The sequence below is a fragment of the Solimonas soli DSM 21787 genome (genome assembly GCF_000474945.1).
GTDB classification, from domain to species: Bacteria; Pseudomonadota; Gammaproteobacteria; order Nevskiales; family Nevskiaceae; genus Solimonas; species Solimonas soli.
Map to the genome: position 1 here is coordinate 202,751 of NZ_AXDW01000001.1, position 21,835 is coordinate 224,585.

Annotated in this window: 21 protein-coding genes; 3 read left to right on the top strand and 18 right to left on the bottom strand. The window is 67.9% G+C overall.

Going from position 1 to position 21,835, the window contains the following annotated elements; genetic code table 11:
• Positions 1-7 precede the first annotated feature (7 nt).
• The 3 genes from K344_RS19525 to K344_RS19530 all read right to left on the bottom strand — a co-directional run bounded on the left by K344_RS19525 (position 8) and on the right by K344_RS19530 (position 3,512).
• Positions 8-1,306 carry an NADH:flavin oxidoreductase/NADH oxidase family protein gene (locus tag K344_RS19525; protein WP_051361741.1) on the bottom strand — a complete coding sequence of 433 codons (1,299 nt, stop codon included), beginning with the start codon at positions 1,304-1,306 and terminating at the stop codon, positions 8-10.
• A gap of 9 nt (positions 1,307-1,315) precedes the next feature.
• On the bottom strand, positions 1,316-2,668 hold the full coding sequence (locus K344_RS0100955) for an aromatic ring-hydroxylating oxygenase subunit alpha (protein WP_028079102.1): 1,353 nt from the start codon (positions 2,666-2,668) through the stop codon (positions 1,316-1,318).
• Between the two features lie 118 nt (positions 2,669-2,786).
• On the bottom strand, positions 2,787-3,512 hold the full coding sequence (locus K344_RS19530; protein WP_051361742.1) for a TetR/AcrR family transcriptional regulator: 726 nt from the start codon (positions 3,510-3,512) through the stop codon (positions 2,787-2,789).
• Positions 3,513-3,703: 191 nt separating this feature from the next.
• Here K344_RS19530 and K344_RS19535 point away from each other — a divergent pair, with 191 nt between their 5' ends.
• Positions 3,704-4,654: an SDR family NAD(P)-dependent oxidoreductase gene (locus K344_RS19535; protein WP_043113432.1), complete on the top strand. Its 951-nt coding sequence runs from the start codon at positions 3,704-3,706 to the stop codon at positions 4,652-4,654.
• 173 nt (positions 4,655-4,827) lie between these two features.
• Here the strand turns inward: K344_RS19535 and K344_RS0100970 are convergent, their stop codons facing one another.
• The 9 genes from K344_RS0100970 to K344_RS0101010 form a co-directional block, all read right to left on the bottom strand.
• Positions 4,828-5,172, bottom strand: a complete 345-nt coding sequence (locus K344_RS0100970; RefSeq protein WP_028079103.1) for a DUF4286 family protein — start codon at positions 5,170-5,172, stop codon at positions 4,828-4,830.
• A 33-nt stretch (positions 5,173-5,205) separates the two neighbouring features.
• Positions 5,206-6,048 carry an SDR family NAD(P)-dependent oxidoreductase gene (locus tag K344_RS0100975; protein WP_028079104.1) on the bottom strand — a complete coding sequence of 281 codons (843 nt, stop codon included), beginning with the start codon at positions 6,046-6,048 and terminating at the stop codon, positions 5,206-5,208.
• 115 nt (positions 6,049-6,163) lie between these two features.
• A complete protein-coding gene (locus K344_RS0100980) occupies positions 6,164-7,651 on the bottom strand; it encodes a class I adenylate-forming enzyme family protein (RefSeq protein WP_051361743.1) in 1,488 nt (495 codons plus the stop codon).
• Positions 7,652-7,683: 32 nt separating this feature from the next.
• Entirely contained in the window at positions 7,684-8,004 is a 321-nt protein-coding gene (locus K344_RS0100985) for a 2Fe-2S iron-sulfur cluster-binding protein (protein ID WP_028079106.1), read from the bottom strand.
• Between the two features lie 132 nt (positions 8,005-8,136).
• A complete protein-coding gene (locus K344_RS0100990; RefSeq protein ID WP_028079107.1) occupies positions 8,137-9,006 on the bottom strand; it encodes a MaoC/PaaZ C-terminal domain-containing protein in 870 nt (289 codons plus the stop codon).
• 80 nt (positions 9,007-9,086) lie between these two features.
• The gene (locus tag K344_RS0100995) at positions 9,087-9,866 is read right to left on the bottom strand and encodes an enoyl-CoA hydratase/isomerase family protein (RefSeq protein WP_028079108.1); all 780 of its coding nucleotides are present in this window, start codon (positions 9,864-9,866) and stop codon (positions 9,087-9,089) included.
• Positions 9,867-9,888: 22 nt separating this feature from the next.
• Entirely contained in the window at positions 9,889-10,737 is an 849-nt protein-coding gene (locus tag K344_RS0101000; RefSeq protein WP_028079109.1) for an alpha/beta fold hydrolase, read from the bottom strand.
• A gap of 5 nt (positions 10,738-10,742) precedes the next feature.
• Positions 10,743-11,705: an NAD(P)H-dependent flavin oxidoreductase gene (locus K344_RS0101005; RefSeq protein WP_028079110.1), complete on the bottom strand. Its 963-nt coding sequence runs from the start codon at positions 11,703-11,705 to the stop codon at positions 10,743-10,745.
• 77 nt (positions 11,706-11,782) lie between these two features.
• Entirely contained in the window at positions 11,783-12,919 is a 1,137-nt protein-coding gene (locus K344_RS0101010; protein ID WP_028079111.1) for an acyl-CoA dehydrogenase family protein, read from the bottom strand.
• A gap of 240 nt (positions 12,920-13,159) precedes the next feature.
• On the opposite strand from K344_RS0101010, the gene K344_RS0101015 reads away from it, so the two are divergent.
• Positions 13,160-14,728 carry an AMP-binding protein gene (locus K344_RS0101015; RefSeq protein WP_028079112.1) on the top strand — a complete coding sequence of 523 codons (1,569 nt, stop codon included), beginning with the start codon at positions 13,160-13,162 and terminating at the stop codon, positions 14,726-14,728.
• Positions 14,725-15,189 (top strand): nuclear transport factor 2 family protein, encoded by a 465-nt coding sequence (locus K344_RS19540; protein WP_051361744.1) that lies wholly within the window; start codon positions 14,725-14,727, stop codon positions 15,187-15,189. The genes K344_RS0101015 and K344_RS19540 overlap by 4 nt, the downstream gene beginning before the upstream one ends.
• Positions 15,190-15,315: 126 nt before the next feature.
• Here the strand turns inward: K344_RS19540 and K344_RS19545 are convergent, their stop codons facing one another.
• The 6 genes from K344_RS19545 to K344_RS0101050 all read right to left on the bottom strand — a co-directional run bounded on the left by K344_RS19545 (position 15,316) and on the right by K344_RS0101050 (position 21,832).
• The gene (locus K344_RS19545) at positions 15,316-15,678 is read right to left on the bottom strand and encodes a DUF4286 family protein (RefSeq protein WP_043113433.1); all 363 of its coding nucleotides are present in this window, start codon (positions 15,676-15,678) and stop codon (positions 15,316-15,318) included.
• 24 nt (positions 15,679-15,702) lie between these two features.
• Complete coding sequence (locus tag K344_RS0101030; RefSeq protein ID WP_028079113.1) at positions 15,703-16,509, bottom strand: SDR family NAD(P)-dependent oxidoreductase; 807 nt, start codon at positions 16,507-16,509, stop codon at positions 15,703-15,705.
• 188 nt (positions 16,510-16,697) lie between these two features.
• The gene (locus tag K344_RS0101035; protein ID WP_028079114.1) at positions 16,698-17,888 is read right to left on the bottom strand and encodes an amidohydrolase family protein; all 1,191 of its coding nucleotides are present in this window, start codon (positions 17,886-17,888) and stop codon (positions 16,698-16,700) included.
• A 54-nt stretch (positions 17,889-17,942) separates the two neighbouring features.
• Complete coding sequence (locus K344_RS19550; RefSeq protein WP_043113436.1) at positions 17,943-19,103, bottom strand: acyl-CoA dehydrogenase family protein; 1,161 nt, start codon at positions 19,101-19,103, stop codon at positions 17,943-17,945.
• A 2-nt stretch (positions 19,104-19,105) separates the two neighbouring features.
• A complete protein-coding gene (locus K344_RS0101045; protein WP_028079115.1) occupies positions 19,106-20,302 on the bottom strand; it encodes an acyl-CoA dehydrogenase family protein in 1,197 nt (398 codons plus the stop codon).
• A 36-nt stretch (positions 20,303-20,338) separates the two neighbouring features.
• Positions 20,339-21,832 carry an aldehyde dehydrogenase family protein gene (locus tag K344_RS0101050; protein WP_028079116.1) on the bottom strand — a complete coding sequence of 498 codons (1,494 nt, stop codon included), beginning with the start codon at positions 21,830-21,832 and terminating at the stop codon, positions 20,339-20,341.
• Positions 21,833-21,835: the final 3 nt, after the last annotated feature.

The window sequence follows — 21,835 nt, forward strand, 5'->3', positions numbered from 1 at the left end:
CCGGTGCTCAGGCCGGCAGGTAGTCGGTGGCCGGCAGCGGCTCGTGGCGCGGACCTTTCCAGGCCGCCCAGGCGCGATCGCGGTAATCCACGTAGACCTTGGCGCTATGGTTCATGTGTGCCGCGAGGTCGGGCGCGTGGCCATCGGCCATGCGCAGGATCTGGAAAGCGAACCACATGCTTTCCATGAGCACGGAGTCGTAGGTGGCGCCGTCCATTTCGCCCAGCTGCGACTGCAGCAGTTGCTGGTAGTCGAGCGCGCGCTCGGCCGCGCCCGACATCAGCCGCGCCGGCAGGTCGGGCTCGATGCACAGCGGCCGGCCGATGCCGACGGCGTCGACCAGCTTGGCCTGCAGCGCTTCTTCCATGGCACGGCGCGTGCGGAAGCCGCCCGTGACCATGAGCGGAATCCTGCAGACCTCGCGCACGCGCGCCGCGTAGTCGAGGAAATAGGCCTCACGGCGACGCGTGCTGTCCTTGACCGGCGCCGCGCTGCCGGCTTCGCCTTCCGAGCCGAACATGCTCATCTGCTCGAAGTTGCCGCCGGAGATTTCCAGCAGGTCCACGGACTCGTCGTTGAGCCACTGCACCACGCGCATGCATTCCTCGGCGCTGAAGCCGCCCTTCTGGAAGTCCGCGGAATTGAGCTTGAGGCCGACGGGAAACTCGGCGCCGACGGCACTGCGAATGGCGCGCAGGATCTCCAGCAACAGGCGCGCGCGGTTCTCCAGCGAGCCGCCCCAGCGGTCCTCGCGCCGGTTGGTCCGCGGCGACAGGAACTGCGAGATCAGGTAGCCGTGGGCGCCGTGCACCTGCACGCCCGTGAAGCCGGTCTCACGCGCAACTTTCGCGGTGTAGGCGAAGCGCGCGATCACGTCGTGGATCTCGTCCTCGGTCATCGCGCGCGGCATGCCGAAGTAGTCGCCGAGCTCCACCTTGACCGCCGACGGAGCCAGCGGCTGCGGGTTCACCATCGCCGAAGTCTGGCGGCCGGTATGGCTGATCTGCAGCCAGAAGTGGTTGCCGGCGACCGTGCCGGCCCTGGCCAGCGACTTGAGCGCGGCACGGTCGACCACGCCGTCGATGAGCACGTTGATCGGGTTTTCGAGATGACGGCCGTCGACCATCACGTTGCCCGACAGCAGCAGGCCCGCGCCGCCTTCGCTCCAGCGGCGATACAGCGCGTCGAGGCGCCGCGTGGAATTGTTGTCTTCGCCCGCGAGCTGCTCGCTCATGGCCGCCTTGACGATGCGGTTGGGCAGCACCGCGCCGCAGGGCAGCGCGAGCGGCTGGCTCAGGATGCTCATGGCTGACTCCTAGTTCGCGTACAGGTACTGGTGCAGCACTTCGTGGAAATGCGAGATCTGCACTTCCTGCACGGGGTTGGTCCGCAGGCCCTTGAGGCCCAGCGAATGCAGGCCGCGCTGGATGCTCTCCATGTTGCGCAGGTCCTGCACCAGCAGCTTGGGAATCTTGTCGACGTGGTCCTTCCAGTCCGCGTAGAACTCGCGTTCCAGCGGCGGCACTTCATGCGGCGCCATGCGCAGGATCGACCACATGTCGAAGATGCAGGACTCGTGATCGTCGCCATTGGGCCGCGCGCGGAACACCAGGCAGCCGTCGAACGCGAACACCAGCACCATGTTGGGGAAGATGTTCCAGTCGACGCCGGCGTCCATCGCCTGTTCCATGCTCAGGATCGGCCACTGCACGCCTTCCTTGGCGGCGGCTTCCATCATGAAGCCGATCGCCGCCATGGTGACATCCATCGGCGACAGGCCGGCCGGCAGCTCGGTGAGCACTCGCTGCGCGGCATCGGCGCTGCGCACCGTGACCTGGCCCTTGCCCTCGGCGTCGCCGACCCATTCCTTGAACACGGCGAGCACGTTGGCGATGCCTTCGCGCAGGTCCTCGGGCACCGGCTTGCCGGTGCGGAACGACGGCGCGCCCATCGGCCGTTCCAGGATGTAGACGTGCTTGCCGTGGAGGCCTTCGGCGAAGCTCTTGTTGCGCTCGTCGACCATCGGCAGGTACTGCGGATGGATGGAGGCCACGTGGTAGCTCTCCATGAAGGATTCCAGCGCGGTCTTCCAGTTGGCCTTGATGACCATGGTCTTGTACCAGGCGAAGCGCATGTCCTCGAACTTCATCGGTCCGAGCGCGCGCATCACCGGCGCCATGTACTGCTCGAAAGGCTCGCAGTCGGGATCCATGTTGATGTACACGAAGCCGCCCCACAGGCCCACGCGCACTTCGGAGAGACCCAGGTCGCTGTCCTGCATCTGCTCGCAGCCGTCGTAATCCTCGCGGTCCTGGATGCGCAGCAGTTCGCCGTCGAGGCTCCACTGCCAGCCATGGAAGCGGCAATGGAACTTGTTGACGGTGCCGCAGCCGGCGGTGAGCTGCTGGCCGCGGTGCTGGCAGACATTGTGGAACGCCTTGATGGTGCCGCCTTCGGTGCGCACCACGATGATCGACTGGCCGATCACCTCGTAGGTGACGAAGTTGCCGACCTGCGGAATCTCTTCCTCGCGGCAGGCCATCTGCCAGGTGCGCGTCCACAGCGCGGTTTTCTCGAGCCGGGCGACTTCCGGCGAGATGTTGTCTTCCTGCGGTACGAAGTCCGGGCGGACGGCGCGTTCGCCGCGGGGTATGCTCAAGTCGTTCATTTACTCCTCCATCGTCGCGCCGGGGGCTTGTCCACTTTGGGCTGCGCCCGGACTTTATAGCACTAAATGCGCGTTAGCTGAATACTTGTCAGTTCTGTGTACACAGTGAAACACGAGGTCAGCCCGTGCGCCGCGATCGCTTGCCGCGCGGTCTCGTGGCAGCCGCCGCGCCCGCCGGCCGCAAGGGTGTGGCGATGCCCGCGCCCTCGCGCATGGCCTCCGCGCCGCCCACAATGAAACTCACCATACGCTCGACGCGCGTTTCGTAATCGAAGGAACTGCACATACCGCCCGACAGTTTTTCGAGTTCGTAGACTTCGAAAACGACGTGGTTGATCATCCAGTGGATGAAGTACATCAGCCAGCAGGCACGCTCGCGGTCGTACCCCGCGCGCAACAGTTCCTCCAGATAGCGCGCAAACACCGGCTCGTAGGCATCGCGCAGCGGCTTGAGCAATTCAGGACGCTGACTGAGGCTGTCCGAATGGATCATGAGCTTGAGGTAGTTGCGCCAGCCCTCGTCCTTTCTGGGGAAGCTCACGATCGGCGTCACGAAGGCGCGCACGATGGCTTCCACCGACAGCGGCTTGCCCTGCTGCCGCGCCAGGGCTGCGGTGAGCGAGCGGAAGGTGGCCTGCGTGACCGTCTCGGCGCGGCGCGCGACCACCCGCCGGAACAGCTCATCCTTGGAGCCGAAGTGGTAGCGCGTGAGGCTCAGTTCGGTTCCGGAGAGCGCCGCGACTTCGCGGATCGATACGCCGTGATAGCCGCGCAGCGCGAACAGCTGCTCGGCCGCATCCAGGATGCGCCCCGCCGTCGAACCCGTATCGATCGAACCGTCCACCCGCCGCTCCTGCCGTCCGCGACCTGCTCCGGACCGCGCCGCCTCGGTGTCGATTAAACCGCGGCTTGCACGACTGTGCAATATCTGGCGAACTAGCGCAGCCGGACGTCGGCACCCGCCTGCGCCCCCGCAGCTGACAATCCGTCAGTTTTGGGTCGCCGGGCGAATCACACTTGGAGGAGGCAACAACGATGTCGAACATCTCATTCACCGGCCAGACCGTGGTCGTGACCGGCGCAGGCAACGGCCTGGGCCGCAGCTATGCGCTCGATTTCGCGCGCCGCGGAGCAAACGTGGTGGTCAATGATCTCGGCACTTCGGTGGCAGGCGTCGGAGCGTCGCAGTCGGCCGCCGACAAGGTGGTGGCCGAGATCCGGGCCGCCGGCGGCAGCGCGGTGGCCAGCTACGCCTCGGTGGCCAGCTCGGCCGGAGCGGATTCCATCATCCGCACCGCGGTGGATACCTTCGGCCGCGTCGATGCGGTGATCAACAATGCCGGCATCATCCGCGCGTCGGCCTTCGAGAACGTGCCGGACGAAGACCTCGACATCCTTCTCGACGTGCATCTCAAGGGCTCGCTCTACGTGAGCCGCGCGGCCTATCGCGTGATGCTGGGCCAAGGCTACGGCCGCATCGTCAACACCTCGTCCGCGGGCGGCATGTTCGGCGACGACACCATGGCCTGCTACGGCGCGGCCAAGGCCGGCATCCTGGGTCTGACCAACAGCATCGCGCTGGCCGGCAAGCCGCACGGAATCCTCTGCAACGCCGTGGGGCCGCAGGCGGCCACGCGCATGGGCGACAACATCGATCCCGAGACGGCCGAGAAATTCAAGGCACTGCAGGTTCTGTTCGTGAACTCGATGTCCCCCGACTTCAACGTGCCGCTGGTGGTCTATCTGGCGAGCCGCGAATGCCAGACCACGCATTCGTTCTACACCGTCTGCGGCGGACGCTTCGCGCGCGCCTTCATCGGGCTCACCGCGGGCTGGGAAGGGCCGCTGGACGTGCCGCCTACCGCGGAAGACGTGCAGGCGCACTTCGCACAGATCGAGGATCGCAGCCGCTATACCATTCCCGACAGCGTCGCCGGCGAACTCATGGAGCGCGTCGGCGCGCTATCGAGCAGACAGCAGCGCTGACACGACCGCGCGGGCTTGGCGCCGGCCGGCCCCGCGCCGGCCGGCCCCGGGGCGAGGCGCCAAGGCGGCTCGCCCCTGCCGGTGCCCCGCCCTGCCGCCGATCGGCGGCGCTGCGCGGGCGCTCGGGCCGCCCTCGCGCCTTGCAAGCGCGCGAGCAGCGGCCGCCGGCCCGGTCACGCCGCGGCGGTCACGTGGCCGGTCAGCGGCTGCATCGGCACCGCCACGATGTTGACGGTGTCGATGGCCTCGCTCATCGGCACCGCCGTGGTGCCGCTGCGCGAGCGCAGTTCGGCCAGCGTGGCGGCAAGGTCGTCCGTCTCGATCTCGTAGATCGCCACGTAGCGCCACGGAAAATTTTCGGCCAGGAGCACCGGCTCCACCAGCTGGAAGCGCTGAGCGCCGACGAAGCCGGGCACGCGCACCACGTCCTGCAGATGTTGCCTGGAATACCACTCGTTGTATTCGGCCTCACGGCCCTCGACGGGATTTGACAGCACCAGCAGCCGGTAGCTCGCCATGGGTTCTCCTCGCGGCTCGGGGTGGGCGTGGGATCAGGCGCCGGGCGCGATGAAGCGCCCGGACGGCTGGCCCATCATCTGCGAGTAGACCATCGGCTGCTTGCCGTCGAGATCGCGGATGCCATAGCGCAGGCCCAACTCGGCGCCGATCAGCGTCTGGCCCGACAGCGCCATGCGCTCCGGATCGCGCCACAGTCTTTCGAGCACCAGGCCGGTGAAATCCGGCGTCTCGAAGTTGGGCAGGTTGGCGGCTATGTCCGGCGGCAGATGCTCGCGCGGGATCGACTGCAGCATCTCGGTGAGGATGAATCCCGGCCAGATGCTCACGGACGCGACATCGTGGCCACGCAGGTCCACGGCCATGTCGAACGACATCTTGTCGGTGCCGGCCTTGGCCGCGCCGTAGGCCGGGCCATGGAAATACGACACCGCGCCGTAGAACGACACGTGCGCCATGAGCGCGCCGCCGGTCTCGATCATCAGCGGCGTCGCGTAGTAGGCGGCGACGTAGTTGGAACGCAGGCCGACGTCGATCATGTCGACCAGGTGCAGCGGCTTCTCCCAGTACGGGCCGGGCACGGCCAGGTCCATGGGATACACCGCGGCGGCGTTGTTGACGAGCAGATCGAGGCGACCGCTGTCCTTGCGCACGCGCTCGAAAAGCGCCTTCACTTCGTCGTCCTTGGCGTGGTCGACGCGCACGGCTATACCCTGGCCGCCGGCGGCGGTGATCTCGGCGGCGACGCGGTCCAGCGCATCGTCGCCGCTGCTGCGGCCGGTGACGTAGACGGTCAGCCCGCGGCTTCCCAGCGCGCGCGCGATACCGCGGCCCAGGCCGCGACTGGCGCCGGTGACGACGGCGATTCCCTGTGTCATGCCTGCTCTCCTCAGTGTGTTCTTGCCGCTGTTGTAGAAGGGCAGCAAGCCCCGGCTCACAGATTGGTTTGACGGCCTACCTGGCAGCGGGACGTGTGCCCTCTCCTAACCTCATTCAATTGGAAGCCGCGTAATCCGCGAACATCTCGCGCACCGCGCCCAGGCTGACCTTGAGCGAGGGCGTGCGCGGCAGGCGCTCGACGAAGCGGATCTGCGCGGGCACGTGATGCGAGGGCAGATGCTCGCGCAGGAAATTCTTCAGCTCGGCCTCGCTGGGCTCCGCGACACCGGCGCGCAGTTCCACCGCCGCGACCGGAATCTCGCCCAGGCGCGCCTCGGGCAGGCCGACCACCGCCGCGTCGAGCACCGCGGGATGGCGGATCAGGGTCTTCACCACCGTCTCGGGCAGCACCTTGAAGCCGCCGCGGATGATCGCGCCGTCGCCGCGGCCGTGCAGCGTGACGAAGCCGTCGGCGTCGATGGAGGCGATATCGGTGGTGCGGATCCAGTCAGGGTTGACCAGCGGCACCAGCGCTTCGAGATAGCCCTGCTCGCCGGGCGCCACCTCGATGCCCGACTGCGGATCCACCACGCGGATCTGCACGCCGGGGAAGGCCTTGCCGATGCTGCCGCGCTTGGCCTCGCCGTACCGCTTCACCAGGTCCGGCGTCCACGCGATGATGGTGCCGGCGAACTCGGTGGCCCCGTAGCCCCAGACCACGGGCAGGCCGTAGGTCTGTTCGAACCGCTGCTGCGTGGCCGGCTCCAGCGGCGCCGAGCCGCCGAAGATGAACACCAGCGAGGCCAGGTCCTCCTTGGGGACCTTGGCTTCGAGCACCATGCGGATCACGGTGGGCTGCACGCCGACCTTGGTGATCTTGTAGCGCTTGATCGCGCCGACCCAGTCGGCCACGTTGAACTTCTCGAGCAGCACCATGCGCTTGCCCACATAGGTGGCGCCCAGCAGCTGGCACACGCCGCCGATGCCGCCGAACGGCCAGAACACCAGATCCGGCGGCTCGTCGGCGTCGGGCATCACCTGCGCGGTGGCGCTGGACACCGCGCGCTCCAGCACCGGCATGCGGATGTGGATGCGCTTGGGCGCGCCGGTGGTGCCGCTGGTGAGCACCTCGATGCCGGGCTCGGCCGGCGCCTCGCGGAACGGCCCCGCGCCCAGCGTGCTCAGCTGCGGCACCAGCGCCACGCGCGGGCCGCTGATGGCCACGGCGATGCCCAGCGAGCCCGCCGCGCGCGCGGCCTCGATCACCGGCGCGGTCCAGTCCTCGCGGTCCGCGACCACCGCCGCAAGCCCGAGCTTGGCCACGTCCTTGGCGATCGCCTCGGGCGACTGGAAAGCGTAGATCATCGAGAACGAGCGGTTGGCCGCGACCAGGCCGAGTATCGCCGCCGCATGCGGCACGCGGTTGCGCACGACGATGCCGACGGCGCTGGTCTCGGGCACGCCGGCCTGCCTGAGCAGGGCGGCGATGCCGTCGGCGTAGTCGGCGAGCTCGCCGCGCGTATACCACTGGCCCTCGAACTCGATCGCGGGGGACTCGCGATCGCCGAGAAACTGCTTGCGGATGGTGGCTGTGAAATCCATGAGGCCTCGATGCAGCGGACGGGCGGAACGGATCAGATCTGCGACTTGGGCAGGCGGATTTCGATGCCGTCGAGCTCTTCGGACAGGCGGATCTGGCAAGTGAGCCGGCTGTTGGGCTCGCCGTAGAGCACGCCGTCGAGCATCGACTGCTCGGTCTCGTCGGCGGGCGCCAGGCGGGAGTTCCACGGCTCCTGCACGTAGCCGTGGCAGGTGCCGCAGGACGCGCTGCCGCCGCAGTCGGCGATGATGCCGGGAATCAGGTGATCGACGGCGATCTGCATCAGCGACTGCCCGGAGGGCCCTTCCACCGTGTGGGCCTTGCCGCTGTGTTCGATGAAGACGACTTTTGGCATTTTGCTGGTTCTCGAAAGCGATTGGGATTGGGCACGCGCCGCAAGCACTGCGGCGGTCTGGGGCCGGCTCATCTGACGGATCGTCAGCTTTATATTCCGCATTATACGATCGTGCAACTTCCGCGGCCGTTTTCAGCTCCTGGCCGCGCGGATCACGGCGCGGCCGTTGCCGATGGCCACCACGTCGCGCACCGGCACGCGCACCGTGAAGCTCACCTGCTCGCCGTCGACCCAGATCTCGGTGCGCAGCGTTTCACCGGGATAAACCGGCGCGGTGAAGCGCGCGGCAATCTCGGCGATGCGGCTGGCGTCGTAGCCGCACACCGCCTGCAGCAGCGCATGGCCCGCGACTCCGTAGGTCGCCAGCCCGTGCAGGATCGGCCGCTCGAAGCCGGCCTTGCGCGCCACCGCCGGGTCGGCATGCAGCGGGTTCATGTCGCCATTGAGGCGGTATTGCAGGGCCATGCGCGGATCGGTGGCGATGTCGCAGACGAGGTCGGGCGCGCGCGCGGGCATCGCCGGCGGCGGCGCCGCCGCCTTGGCCGGGCCGCCGATGCCGCCGTCGCCGCGGCAGAACAGCGTCTGCGTGGAGGTGCACAGCGGCTCGCCGCTGGCGGCATCGAAGATGCGCCGCTCGTAGTACACCAGGGCACCCTTGCCAGGGCCTTTGTCGATGATGTCGACGATGCGCGAGCGGCCGGTCACGCTGGCCTGCGGCGGCAGCGGCCGATGCAGCACCAGCCCCTGCTCGGCGTGCACGATCTTCACCCAGTCGATGCCGCTGTCGAGCTCGCGCGCCCAGAAGCCCGGATGCGCCAGCACCACGCCCATGGTCGGCAGCACGCGCAGGTTCTTCTCGTAGACGTAGGCGAGCTGCGCCTCGTCCAGCGGATCGGCGCCCAGGCCCAGGCTCAGCGCATAGCGCATGGCGTCGGTGGCGGTATAGGTCTGCCGCGAGTCGGGGATCGCGAGTTGCAGCAGCTGGTCGTACTGGGCAGGCATTGGCGGGCTCTCCGAATCTGCTTTTTCTGTCGGGCCGTGCGGTCGGGGTTTACGCCCCTCCCGCGAAAGGCCTGTGCGGTCTACACACCACGGAACGGCGGCGCCGGCTTCTTCTCGCGGAAGGCCTCGACCGCGGCCAGGTGATCCTGCGTGAGATACAGCGCGGGCTGCACGTCCACTTCGGCGCGCAGGGCATCGTCGAGCGTGGCGATGCCCTTGGCGTAGGCGGCCTTGAGCATCGCCATCGGCAGCGGCGCGGCCGCCGTGTAGCCGCGCGCCATTTCCAGCGCCGCGGCCAAGGCCTCGCCGGTGTCGACCAGCTGGTCGGCCAGGCCCAATGCCAGTGCTTCGTCGGCCAGCACCGTGCGCGCAGTGAAGAACAGCTGCCGCGCCTGGGCCATGCCGACGCGCTGCGGCAGGCTCCACAGCGCGCCCATGTCGGGCAAGAGGCCCACCTTGGTGAACACCGCGGCGTACTTGGCGCTGCGCGACGACACCACGGTGTCGCAGGCCGCGGCCAGCGACAGGCCGGCGCCGAAAGCGAAGCCTTCCACCGCCGCGACCACCGGCTTGGGGCCGCCCGCCAGCAGGCGGATCACGCGATGCGCCGATTCGATGCGCTGGCGGCTGCCCAGCATCGGCCGCTCGCGGGTCATCGGCGACACGTCGCCGCCGGCGCAGAAGTGCTCGCCGGCGCCGGTGAGCACGATCGCGCGGCAGGCCTCGTCGCCGGCCAGCTGCGTGAGCCGCTCGATCAGCTGGTTGAGCATCTCGGTGGACAGCGCGTTGCGCCGGGCCGGCGCGTTGAGCGTGACCACGGTCACCGCGTCATGGGCTTGCAGCTGCACGAGTTCACTCACGTCGTTCTCCTTGACTCCAGGCTCAGGCCAGGAGCGCCTGCAGAATGCCGATCGCGGCGATCGGCTGGTCCAGCATCAGGTGATGATGCGCGTCCGGCACCATGATGGGCTCGCGGCGCACCGGCAGCGTGGCGGCCACGCGGCGCATGCATTTTTCATTGACGACGAGGCTGTGCTCGCCCCATACCAGGTGCACCGGGATCGGGATGCGCCGCAGGATCGCCGCGCCATCGTCCTCGGTGGGGCCGCCGCCCGGCAGCCGGATGTCGAACTTCCAGGTCCAGCCGCCGTCCACCTCGCGCAGCGCGCCTTCGGCCAGGTATCGCAGCAGGGCCGGATGCGCGGGCTGTTCCGGAGACAGGCGGAAGCGCGCCATCGCCGCCTCGCGTGTGGCATGCACGCGGCCGCTGCCGATGCGCGGGTGTTCCGCGACGGGCCCCATGTCGGCGAAATGCACATAGCTGTCGACCGCGACCGCGCGCGTGAACATCGCCGGCTGCTCGCTGCAGGCGCGCAGCAGGCGCGCGCCGCCATAGCTGTGGCCGACGGCGATCGGCGTGCGCAGGCCGCTATGTCGCGTCACTGCGACGATGTCGTCCGCGAAGTCACCGGCGCCGTAGTGCGCGCGGCGCCCGCTGTCGCCCATGCCCGAGAGCTCCATCACCACGACATGGAAGCGGTCGGCGAAGATCGGTGCGATGAAGTCCCACCAGCGCAGATGCGCGCGGTAGCCGGGCACGAACAGCAGCCCGGGCAGGCCGCTGCCCGCGTCGTTCCACTCCAGATAATGCAGGGCGATGCCGCCGTTGTCGGCGTAGCGCGAGACACCGGGTGTCGCGATCGCGCGCTGCAGCCACGACGGGTTTTCCATCGTTATCAGACGGCGGATGCGGCGATCCGCGCACGGCATTCGGTGACCATGCGCTGGATCAGCTCGTGGCAGCTTGGCACGTCGTCGATCAGGCCTACCACCTGCCCGCCCCAGATCAGGCCGCCGTCGACCGCGCCGGTCTCCAGTGCCTCGCGGCCGCGCACGCCTTTCACCAGATGATGGATGTCGCCGAATTCGCAACCGCCGGGACGGTATTCGGTGGCCACCACTTCGTCGGAAATGGCGTTCTTGAGCACGCGGCCGCTGTTGTGCAGGGTGCGGAAGATGATGTTGGTGTCGCGCTCGCTCTTGCTGACCATCATTTGCTTGATGTTGTCGTGGATCGGCGCCTCTTGCGTTGCACAGAAGCGCGTGCCCATGTTGACGCCCGCGGCGCCCAGCACCAGTGCGGCGGCGAGGCCACGGCCGTCGCCGATGCCGCCCGAGGCGATCACGGGAATCCTGAGCTTTCTGGCCGCAGCCGGGATCAGCACCAGGCCGCCGATGTCGTCCTCGCCCGGGTGGCCCGCGCATTCGAAGCCGTCGATGCTGACGATGTCGACGCCGTTGCGCTCGGCCGACAGCGCATGCCGCACCGCCGTGCACTTGTGCAGGATGGTGATGCCGGCGTTCTTGGCCTTGATGATGAACTCGCGCGGATTGTTGCCCGCGGTCTCGAGGATCTTCACGCCGGACTGGATCACCACGTCGAGGTAGGCCTCGTAGGGCGGCGGCGTGGCGCTGGGCAGGATGGTGAGGTTCACGCCGAAGGGCGCGTCGGTCATCTTGCGGCAGCGCTCGATTTCCAGCGCCAGCGCGTCGGGCGTGGGCTGGGTCAGCGCGGTGAGAATGCCCAGGCCGCCGGCGTTGGAAACCGCGGACGCGAGTTCGGCGCGTCCCACCCACATCATGCCGCCCTGCACGATCGGATAGCGGATGCCGAGCATCTCGGTGACGCGCGTCTTCATCGCGGGCGCATCGGCGGCGCCGGGCTGGGCAGCAGCTTGCATCGGGGTCACTCCGGTTTCGAGAGTCATGACGGTTGTTATTGCTGCACCAGCGGCCGCGCGATCACCAGGCGCTGGATGTCGCTGGTGCCCTCGTAGATCTGGCACACGCGCACGTCGCGGTAGATGCGCTCGACCGGGAAGTCGTCCACGTAGCCGTAGCCGCCGTGAATCTGGATGGCGTCGGAGCAGACCTGCTCGGCCATCTCGGACGCAAACAGCTTGGCCATGGACGCCTCGCGCAGGCAGGGCTGCGCGGCTTCGCGCAGGCTCGCGGCATGCAGCACCATCTGCCGCGCCACTTCGATCTTCGTGGCCATGTCCGCCAGGCGGAAGGCGACGGCCTGGTGCGAGATGATGGTGCTGCCGAAGCTCTTGCGGTCGTTGGCGTAGCGCACCGCGGCTTCGAAGGCCGCGCGCGCCATGCCCACGGCCTGCGAGGCGATGCCGATGCGGCCGCCCTCGAGATTCGACAGCGCGATGCGATAGCCCTCGCCTTCCGCACCCAGCATCTGGTCGGCCGCCACCTCGCAGTCCTCGAGCGCGATCTGCGCGGTGTCGGACGCGTGCTGGCCCATCTTGGCTTCGAGCCGCGCCACGCGGTAACCCGGCGTGTCGGTGGGCACGATGAAGGCGCTGATGCCCTTCTTGCCCGCGGCCGGATCGGTCACCGCGAACACGATCGCGATCTGCGCGTTCTTGCCGCTGGTGATGAACTGCTTGGTGCCGCTGATGACCCAGCCGCGATCGCTGCGCCGGGCGCGCGTGCGCAGTGCCGCGGCGTCCGAGCCGGCCTGCGGCTCGGTCAGGCAGAACGCGCCCAGCTGCTCGCCGCGCGCCATCGGCTTCAGGAAGCGTTCCTTCTGCGCGGCGTTGCCGAACTTGTAAATGGGCATGCAGCCTACCGAGTTGTGCACGCTCATGATGGTGGAGGTGGCGCCGTCGCCCACCGCGATTTCCTCGAGCGCCAGCGCGTAGGCGACATGGTCGGCACCGGCGCCGTCGTATTCCGGCGGCACCAGCATGCCGAGCAGTCCCATCCGGCCCATCTCGCGCAGCGCCTCGGCCGGGAACGTGTGGCTTCGGTCCCATTCCGCGGCATGGGGCGCGAGGCTCTGCGCGGCAAAGCTGCGCGCGGCCTCGCGGATCATCGTCTGGTCGGACGTGAGTAACATGGTTCTTCGCTGGTTCCAGGAATCGGTAACAGGAATCGGCGGCGTGGAGCGCCCGCCGGCACTCTGGGGTGTCGTCGGGGCGATCGATCCGCCGTCCGTTTCCGCGCTCTCTTGAGCGGACTATAAAACTGACGTGGCGTCAGCTTATCATGTCGACATTCGAATCGACACCGGGCGCGATCCGCACCTTCGCAAGCCCGGTACGCCCTGCAAGCTGTTTCGCGGAAGGAGACGGTCGCCATGCGCAATCACCTGCCACTGACCCTGGCGGACATGCTGGAACTCAACGCGGTCCGCTTCGGCGACACGCCCGCCTACATCGTCGGCGACCGCCAGCTCACGCATCGCCAGCTTCTGGAACGCGCCCGGCGCCTCGCCTCGGCGCTGGAACGCGCCGGCGTGCGCAAGCAGGACCGCGTGTCCATGCTCGCGATGAACTGCATGGAGTACGGCGAAGTGCTGGCCGCCGGCCAGCTCAGCGGCATGATCATCGCCACCGTCAACTTCCGCCTCGCGCCGCCGGAGATGGCCTTCATCATCAAGGACGCGGCACCGCGCGTGCTGATCTTCGAGGCGCAGTACCTGGACGTGGTCGGCCAGCTGCGCGCCGACTTCAAGACCATCGAGCATTATGTCTGCATCGGCGGCAGCGCCGACTGGGCGCAGGACTACGAGACCTTCGTCAAAAGCGGCGACGCGGCCGGCCCCTCGATCCACGCGGTGGAAGAGGACATCGCCTGCCTGATCTATACCAGCGGCACCACCGGCCGGCCCAAGGGCTGCATCTGGGGCCAGCGCGAATACCGGCAGATGGCGCACACGCTGTCGAACGAGCAACGCACCGGCCTGGCCGACAAGGCGTTGCTGGTGATGCCGATGTTCCACATCGGCGCCATGGCGATCCAGCTCGCCATCCATTTCCGCGGCGGCACCGTGCACCTGCATCGCCTGTTCGACCCCGCCGCGCTGCTGGCCGACTCGGTGCGCGAGCGCATCACCGTCTGGCACCTCGCGCCGACCATGGTGCAGATGGTGCTGGAGCAGCCCGGCATCGAGAAGCTGGATCTGTCCGCGCTCAAGAAGATCATCTACTCGGCCTCGGCGATGCCGGGCCCGGTGCTGCTGCTGGGCATGCGCCTTCTGGGCGAGAACGTGTTCCTGCAGTTCTACGGCCAGTCGGAAGCCATCATCACCGGCCTGCAGCCCGAGCAGCACCGTCCCAACGGCAGCGAGCGCGAACGCCGCTGGCTCACGTCGGTGGGCCATCCCTTCCCCAACACGCTGCTCAAGATCGTCGACGAGGAAGGCCGCGAAGTGCCGCGCGGCAGCGCCGGCGAAGTGGCCGTGAAATCCACCGCGATGGCGCGCGGCTACTGGAACAACCATCCCGGCACGCTCGAAACCTTCCGCGACGGCTGGTGCCACACCGGCGACATGGGCCGTCTCGACGAGGACGACCTGCTGTACCTGGTCGACCGCAAGAAGGACATGATCATCTCCGGCGGCGAGAACATCTATTCGCGCGAGGTTGAAGAGGCGCTGCTGCTGCATGCCGCGGTTTCCGAATGCGCGGTGATCGGCCTGCCCGACGCCAAGTGGGGCGAGTCGGTGTGCGCGGTGGTGGTGCTGCGCGCGGGGCTGTCGGCCACCGAGGCGGAGCTCATCGAACACACGCGCCGGCAGATCGCGAGCTACAAGAAGCCCAAGAAGGTTTACCTGGTGAGCGAGCTGCCCAAGCTGCCCACCGGCAAGATCAACAAGGTGCAGCTGCGCCAGCAGTACGCGGTGCCTGCGGAGACGCAGGCATGAGCGCCGTCAATGATGCGGCCGCGCTGCAGACGCTGATCGCCAAGGACTGCATCACCCAGGTGCTGATCCGCTACTGCGACGCCGCCGACAGCGCCGACGAGGCGCTGCTGCGATCGGTGTTCCATGCCGACGGCAGCGACGAGCACGCCGGCATGTTCGCCGGCAAGATCGACGAGCTCGCGCCGATGATGGTGAAAATGCATGAGCGCTTCACGCTCACCCAGCATTCCATCGACAACATCGCAATCGAGGTAGACGGCGACGTCGCGCACAGCCGCTGCCGCATCACCGCGCATCACCGCTACGAGGTCGACGGCCAGGCCTATCACCTGATCGCCGGCGGTCGCTACATCGACCGCTTCGAAAAGCGCGCCGGCGAGTGGCGCATCGCGCACCGCCTCACGTATATGGACTGGACGCTGACGCACCGCGTCGAGGACGGCCTGCCCTCGCCGTTCTGAAAGCCCGAGGTCGTTTCGGGCCCCGAGCGGCCGCCATTGCGGCGCAAGGCGCGCGCGGCGGCACTGGCGAGCGGGCTGGCCCGCCGAACGAGCAAAGGCGGGTAGCACCCGCCTTGCGAGAGCGGCTCAGGCGTTTTCGGCCACGCGGTTGAGCACCGGCGCGCCCAGCGCGGTGCCATACAGCACCGTGACGCTCGACAGCTCGGCGGTGTCCGACATCGGAATCTTGCCGCCCGCCATGGCCTCGTTCATACGCTGCAAGACCTCGTCGACGTGTTCGGCATCGACTTCGTAGAGGGTGACGTACTGCCACGTCGGCGCGCCCGGCGCGGCGGCGATGGTGTTGAGGCTGAAGCGCTGCGCCGAGTGGATTTCCGGTGCGATGCGCAAGGTGTCCGGCACGTGCTGACGGTCGTACCATGCGTTGAATTCTGCTTCCGCGCCCGGCTTGGCGTTGCTGAAAACCAGCAGCTGTCCTTTCTTCGACATGTCGTCTCCTCCTGTTGATAGCGCTCAGCGTTTGCCGGCGGCTTCTTCCGTGTTGAGTGAATCATCGAGGTTGGGCACGCTGCCCAGGCTCGCACCGCCGTCCACTACCAGGTGATGCCCCGTGATATAGCTCGACTCCGGTGCGGCCAGGAAGGCGACGGCGTTGGCGATCTCGGTGGTTTCTCCGATGCGCGCGACCGGGAAGCTCGAGGTGATCACCTTGACCATGTCGGCCGGCAGGTACATGCGGTCGGATGCAATCAGGCCCGGGTCGACCGTGTTGAAGGTGATGCCCAGCCGGCCGTATTCCACCGCCATGCCGCGGATCAGCGAATTGATCGCCGCCTTGCTGGCGCCGTAGGGCACGATGCCCGGCGAGTTGAGCCGGTTGCCGGCGCAGGACGAGATGCAGATCATGCGGCCGGTGCCGCTCTTGGCCAGGTGCGGAATCGCATCCTTGGCGAACCAGAACGTGGAGTAGAAGTTGCTCCGCGTCATCAGATCGAAGTCGTCATCGGTCATCTCGACCACGGCGCCGTTGGGCGCGTCGGCCGCGCACAGCACCAGGATGTCGAGCTTGCCGTGCCGCTGCACGGTGTCGTCGATGAGCGCCTTGCTCGCCGAGCGCTCGGCGAGTTCGAAGCCGGCGTACAGCGTCGCCTTGCCGCCCTTGCCGGTGATTTCGGCGACCACGTCCTCGCCGAACTTGGCGGTGCGCACCGCCACCACCACGGTCGCGCCCTGATCGGACAGCGTCCGGGCGATGGCCTTGCCGATGCCGCGGCCGCCGCCGGTAACGATCGCGATCTTTCCTTCCAGCTTGCCGCCCATGGCGTCTCCTCTCTAGTTTCGGTGAATGGAATTCAACTTGGGCGATGCCATGGGATGGGTCTCCCATGGACTCGTCGTTCCCACGCAGACGGCGACCCGACGCCCGCCCGGGTCAGCACGCGCGTAGGATGCACGGCCTCGTCGCCTGCGCGGGGGATGACGCCTTCAAGTCGATGCCTGGAGCGAGCTTACTTCCAGTCGCCTTCGAGCAGCGCCTTGAGGTTGCTGCTCATGACCATCTGCTGCTCCTCCGCATTCAGATCCTCGATGTCGCGGAAGAAGTCGAGCGGCTTGGCCAGCCCTTCGGGATGCGGCCAGTCGCTGCCGAACAGCACGCGGTCCATGCCGATCAGGTTGGCCACGGTGCGCACCGAATCCTCGTAGAACGGCGCTACGTAGACGTGCCGGCGGAACGCTTCCACCGGGTCGGTTTTGAAGTCGCGCGGCATCTTGTGGTAGGTGCTCTCGAAGCGCTTGAGCAGCGGCTCCAGCCACGACGAGCCGTTCTCCAGCGAGGCCACGCGCACGCCGGGATGGCGATCGAACACGCCGTGGCAGATCAGCGCGGCCAGCGCGTCCTGGATCGGCCGGCCCAGCACCACGTCGATCACTTCCTTGAACGGGTCCTTCTCGAAGGGCCGCGTCTCGCCCGCACCGCCCTGCGTCCACCACTGGTAGATGCGGTCGTAGCCGGTGTCCGAGGTGTGCAGCGCGACCAGGATCTTGGCCTCGGCGCAACGCGCCCAGAACGGATCGAATTCCTTGAAGCCGAACGAGCGGCTGCCGCGCAGGCCGGGCACCGGCGCCGGCCGCAGCAGCACCACGCGCGCGCCGGCCTCGATCACGAAATCGAGTTCTTTCAGCGCGAGTTCCAGGTTGGCCAGGTTGATCGCGGCCACCGGGAACTGGCGGCCGTTGGCGAAGCCGTATTCGTCACGCACCCACTGGTTGAGCGAGTGGAACAGCGCCGCGATGACGTCCGGCTTGTCGCCCAGGCGTTCCTCGATGACCGAGGCCAGCGTCGGCAGCAGGATGCTGGCGTGCACGCCGTTCTTGTCGAGTTCCTTCAGGTGCGCCGGGCCGCTGTGGAAGGCGGCGTCGGACGGAACCGCCTTGCCGCCGATCTCGCGCAGCGACAGGCCTTCGGGATTCTGGCCGCGGAACCATTTCTCGTGCGCGCCGGGCGCGGCGACGACTTCGAACGCGGGGTTCGGGATGTATTCCGACAGCACGCCGCCGACGGCGAGCTTGGTGCGGCCATTGACCGTCACGTACTGGAATTCTTTCTTGAACTGCTTGGGCAGATAGCGCAGAAACGCATCGGGCGTTTCGTAGTAGTGCTGGTCGGCGTCGTAGATCGGGTAGGCGGGGCTGTTCATGAGGGTCTCCTGCGGCCGGTTCGGCTCCCGGCCATGACTAATACTAACTGATCGTCAGTTCTGTGCGCGTGCGGCGGCCGGCTCGGCGCATTCGCGCAGGGCCAGCTGCTCCAGGTGGAACTGCGCGCTGCCGAGTTCGTTCTCGAACACGGTCATGCGCTTGAAGTAGTGCCCGATGCTGTATTCCTCGGTCACGCCGATGCCGCCGTGCAGCTGAATGCCTTGGGCGCAGACGAAGCGTCCGCTCTGCCCGACCCGGGCCTTGGCCACCGACAGCGCGGCCTGGCGCGCCGCGAGCGGCCGTACCAGGTAGGCCATCGCGCGATAGACCATCGAGCGCGACAGCTCCAGCTCGATCAGCATCTCGGCCATGCGGTGCTGCAGCGCCTGGAAGGTATTGAGCGTGACACCGAACTGCTTGCGCGTGCGCAGGTAGTCGCGCGTGATCCACATCGCCCGCTCCATCACGCCGACGGCCTCGGCGCACAGCGCGATGAGCCCGCGCGCATGGCCGTATTCGAGCGCGGCCCAGCCCTCGCCCACGGCGCCGAGCAGATCGGCCGAGGTCACGCGGACGCCGTCGAGCGTGACTTCGGCGCTCCAGCGATTGTCGATCAGGCGCACATCGCGGCGCTGCAGGCCGGGCACGTTCGCATCGATCAGGAACAGCGTGATGCCCTGGCGATCCCGGGAGCCACCCGAGGTCCTTGCGGAAACGATGAAGCGATCGGCGACGTTGCCGCCCATCACCAGCGTTTTCTCGCCATGCAGCGTCCAGGCGCCGTCGCCGGCCGGCCGCGCCTGCGTGGTCACGTGCTCGATCACGCCGCGCGACTGCACCTCGTGATGCGCCAGCGCGGGACGCAGCTCGCCCGCGCACAGCAGCGGCAGCAATTCCCTGGCCTTGTCGGCATCGGCTGCGAGCAGCGTCTGCGCAGCCAGCACGCCGATGCCCCAGAACGGGTCGACCACCAGGTTGCGCCCGAACTCCTCCATCAGCAGCGCGGCTTCGACGATGTCGCCGCCCAGGCCGCCGCAGTCCTCGGGCAGCGAGGCGGCGAGCCAGCCCATCTCGGCGAACTGGGCCCAGCGCGCGGCGTCGAAGCCACCGTTCACGGGCGCGTGCAGGCGCTGCTCCAGCGAGCACTCCTTTTCGAGAAAGCGGCGTGCGCTGTCGCGCAGCATTTCCTGCTCGTCGGTGAGGCGAAAGTCCATGTTCAGAGACCCAGGAACGAGCGCGCGATGATCGTGCGCTGCACTTCGTTGGCGCCGCCGTAGATGGTGGCGGCGCGGCGATACATGAAGTCGGCGACCACGCCGGGCGCATAGTCGGGCCCCGGCGGCCAGTCGGGCTTGGCATCGGGGTCTTCGCCGGGCTCGGCGTAGAGATAGCTGCCGTACTGCTCCAGCGCCTCGACGGTGAGTTCGCCGATGCGCTGCACCAGCTCGGAGCCACGCACTTTCAGCAGCGAGCCGTAAGGCAGCACGGCGCCTTCGGACTTCTCGGTCAGGGCGCGCAGCGTGAGCCATTCCAGCGCGCGCAAGTCGACTTCCAGCTGCGCCAGCCGCGGCGCGAAGCCCGGCAGGTCGATCACGCGGCAGCCGTCGCTGCGCTCGTGCATGGCGATGTGCCGCAGCTGCGCCAGCTTGCGCTTGTTGAGCGGCACTTCGGCACTCGTGGCACGCTCGTTCTCGAGTACGGCCTTGGCGTAGGTCCAGCCCTTGTTCTCTTCGCCCAGCAGGTTGCTCACCGGAACACGCACATTGTCGAAGAAGACTTCGTTGAGGCTGTGCGCCTCGCCGATGTCGATGATGGGCCGCACCGTGATGCCGGGCGTGGCGGGGTCCACGCACAGGAACGAAATGCCGCGCTGCTTGGCCTCGGGATTGGTCTTGACCAGCAGGCCGATGATGTCGCAGGTGTGCGCGCCGGTGGTCCAGATCTTGTGGCCGTTGACGACGTATTCGTCGCCGTCGCGCACGGCGCGCGTGGCCAAAGCCGCCAGGTCGGAACCGGCGCCGGGCTCCGAGAAGCCCTGGCCCCAGTAGAGCTCGCCCTTGAGGATGCCGGGCAGCAGGCGCGCCTTGAGTTCGGCGCCCGCGTAGGTGTAGATCACCGGGCCGAACATGCGCAGGCCGCCGTTGTCGGTGGCTGGCGCGCCGGCCAGCGCGCATTCCTCGTCGAAGATGAACTGGCGCAGGTGCGACCAGCCGGTACCGCCGTATTCGACCGGCCAGTTGGGCGCGCCCCAGCCGCGTTCGAACAGCGTGCGCTGCCAGCGCCGCTGATCGGCGCGAATGGGATGAAAGCCGCAGGCGCCGCGCCTGGCGAGATCGGGCGGAAGGTTTTCCTTCAGAAAGGCACGGACTTCTTGGCGGAAGGCCTCGTCTGCGGGATCGAGCTTGAAATCCATGGAGTGGTCGGTCGGTTCTTGTCTTGTTGTTGTGTGTCAGCCGATGGGGTACACGATCGCCTTTTCCTGCATGTACTCGGCGAGCCAGCGCGAGCCGAACTCGCGGCCCACGCCCGAGCGCTTGTAGCCGCCGAAGGGCACTTCGACGGTGAGGTCGTTGAGGCCACCGTTGATCCAGACGTTGCCGGTGCGCAGGCGCCGCGCCATGCGGTAGGCCTGGGCCTTGTCGGCGGAATTCACCGCGCCGTACAGGCCCAGCGGGCTGTCGTTGGCCAGGGCGATGGCTTCGTCGTCGGTGTCGTAGCCGATCACGCAGCCCACCGGCCCGAAGATCTCGTCCTGCGCCAGCGCCGAGCGGTTGTCGACATCATCGAACAGCGTCGGCTCGAAGAAGTAGCCGCGCTGCAGGTGCGCCGGCCGCTTGCCGCCGGCCACCAGCCTGGCGCCGCTGTCCAGGCCCAGCTGCACGTAGCGCTCGGTCTTGTCGCGCGCGGCGGCGCGGATCATCGGGCCCATGAGCACGCTGGGGTCGGCAGGATCGCCCTGCTTCCAGTGCGCCAGGGCACCCTTGATCGTGGCCACGAACGCCGCGCGCACCGAGTTGTGCACGATGTAGCGCGTGAGCAGCGCGCAGCCCTGGCCCGAATGCATCGTGAAGCACATCAGCGCGAGCATGGCCGAGGCCTGCACGTCGGCGTCGGGGCGCACGATCAGCGCCGACTTGCCGCCCAGCTCCAGGTGCACTTTCTTCAGCGTCGGCGCGGCCTGCGCCATGATGATGGCGCCCACCGCGTCCGAGCCGGTGAAGCTGATCAGGTCCACGCGCGGATCGGAGGTCAGCATCGCGCCCACGTCGGCGCCGCCGGTGACGATGTTGAGCACGCCGCGCGGCAGGCCCGCGGCCTCGGCGATCTCCCCGAACAGCAGCGTCGAATACGGCGTGAACGGCGAGGGCTTGACGACGATGCTGTTGCCGGCCATGAGCGCCGGCGCGATCTTGCCCATGCTCAGGAAGAACGGATAGTTGTAGGCGGTGATGCCCACCACCACGCCGTAGGGCTCGCGCTCCACGGACGCGGCGCCGATCATGTCGTGGCCGCGCGGATCGTAGGGGTTGCGGTTGATCTCCACCGGCGTCATTTCCGGCTTCATGCCCAAGCCCTGCTCGATGGCGAAGTCGAGCGCGCGCATGGCGCCGCCGAACTGCGGGCCGTTCATGATGCCGAAGGTGGCGCCGGCCTCGGCCGTGAGCAAGGCCTTGATGCGGTCGCTGTTCTCCACGAGCGCATCGCGAAAGCGGTACATCACCTGGGCGCGCTGCTTCATCGACATCTGCGACCAGGGCCCGTGATCGAAGCTGTGGCGCGCCGCGGCGATCGCGGCCTCGGCCTCGGCCCGGCCGCCGATCGGCGCCTGCCCGATGACCTCCTCGGTGGCGGGATTGATCACCGGATCGCGCGCAGGCTCACCCGAAGCGACCCAGGCGCCGTCGATGAAAAGCTTGTCGATGTGGGTGTAGGGAATCGTCATGAA

Bases quoted from the DNA above. Each gene is read 5' to 3' on its own strand.
- K344_RS19525 (WP_051361741.1), bottom strand. From the start codon at position 1,306: ATGAGCATCCTGAGCCAGCCGCTCGCGCTGCCCTGCGGCGCGGTGCTG.
- K344_RS0100955 (WP_028079102.1), bottom strand. From the start codon at position 2,668: ATGAACGACTTGAGCATACCCCGCGGCGAACGCGCCGTCCGCCCGGAC.
- K344_RS19535 (WP_043113432.1), top strand. From the start codon at position 3,704: ATGTCGAACATCTCATTCACCGGCCAGACCGTGGTCGTGACCGGCGCA.
- K344_RS0100970 (WP_028079103.1), bottom strand. From the start codon at position 5,172: ATGGCGAGCTACCGGCTGCTGGTGCTGTCAAATCCCGTCGAGGGCCGT.
- K344_RS0100975 (WP_028079104.1), bottom strand. From the start codon at position 6,048: ATGACACAGGGAATCGCCGTCGTCACCGGCGCCAGTCGCGGCCTGGGC.
- K344_RS0100980 (WP_051361743.1), bottom strand. From the start codon at position 7,651: ATGGATTTCACAGCCACCATCCGCAAGCAGTTTCTCGGCGATCGCGAG.
- K344_RS0100985 (WP_028079106.1), bottom strand. From the start codon at position 8,004: ATGCCAAAAGTCGTCTTCATCGAACACAGCGGCAAGGCCCACACGGTG.
- K344_RS0100990 (WP_028079107.1), bottom strand. From the start codon at position 9,006: ATGCCTGCCCAGTACGACCAGCTGCTGCAACTCGCGATCCCCGACTCG.
- K344_RS0101000 (WP_028079109.1), bottom strand. From the start codon at position 10,737: ATGGAAAACCCGTCGTGGCTGCAGCGCGCGATCGCGACACCCGGTGTC.
- K344_RS0101005 (WP_028079110.1), bottom strand. From the start codon at position 11,705: ATGAAGACGCGCGTCACCGAGATGCTCGGCATCCGCTATCCGATCGTG.
- K344_RS0101010 (WP_028079111.1), bottom strand. From the start codon at position 12,919: ATGTTACTCACGTCCGACCAGACGATGATCCGCGAGGCCGCGCGCAGC.
- K344_RS0101015 (WP_028079112.1), top strand. From the start codon at position 13,160: ATGCGCAATCACCTGCCACTGACCCTGGCGGACATGCTGGAACTCAAC.
- K344_RS19540 (WP_051361744.1), top strand. From the start codon at position 14,725: ATGAGCGCCGTCAATGATGCGGCCGCGCTGCAGACGCTGATCGCCAAG.
- K344_RS19545 (WP_043113433.1), bottom strand. From the start codon at position 15,678: ATGTCGAAGAAAGGACAGCTGCTGGTTTTCAGCAACGCCAAGCCGGGC.
- K344_RS0101030 (WP_028079113.1), bottom strand. From the start codon at position 16,509: ATGGGCGGCAAGCTGGAAGGAAAGATCGCGATCGTTACCGGCGGCGGC.
- K344_RS0101035 (WP_028079114.1), bottom strand. From the start codon at position 17,888: ATGAACAGCCCCGCCTACCCGATCTACGACGCCGACCAGCACTACTAC.
- K344_RS19550 (WP_043113436.1), bottom strand. From the start codon at position 19,103: ATGGACTTTCGCCTCACCGACGAGCAGGAAATGCTGCGCGACAGCGCA.
- K344_RS0101045 (WP_028079115.1), bottom strand. From the start codon at position 20,302: ATGGATTTCAAGCTCGATCCCGCAGACGAGGCCTTCCGCCAAGAAGTC.
- K344_RS0101050 (WP_028079116.1), bottom strand. From the start codon at position 21,832: ATGACGATTCCCTACACCCACATCGACAAGCTTTTCATCGACGGCGCC.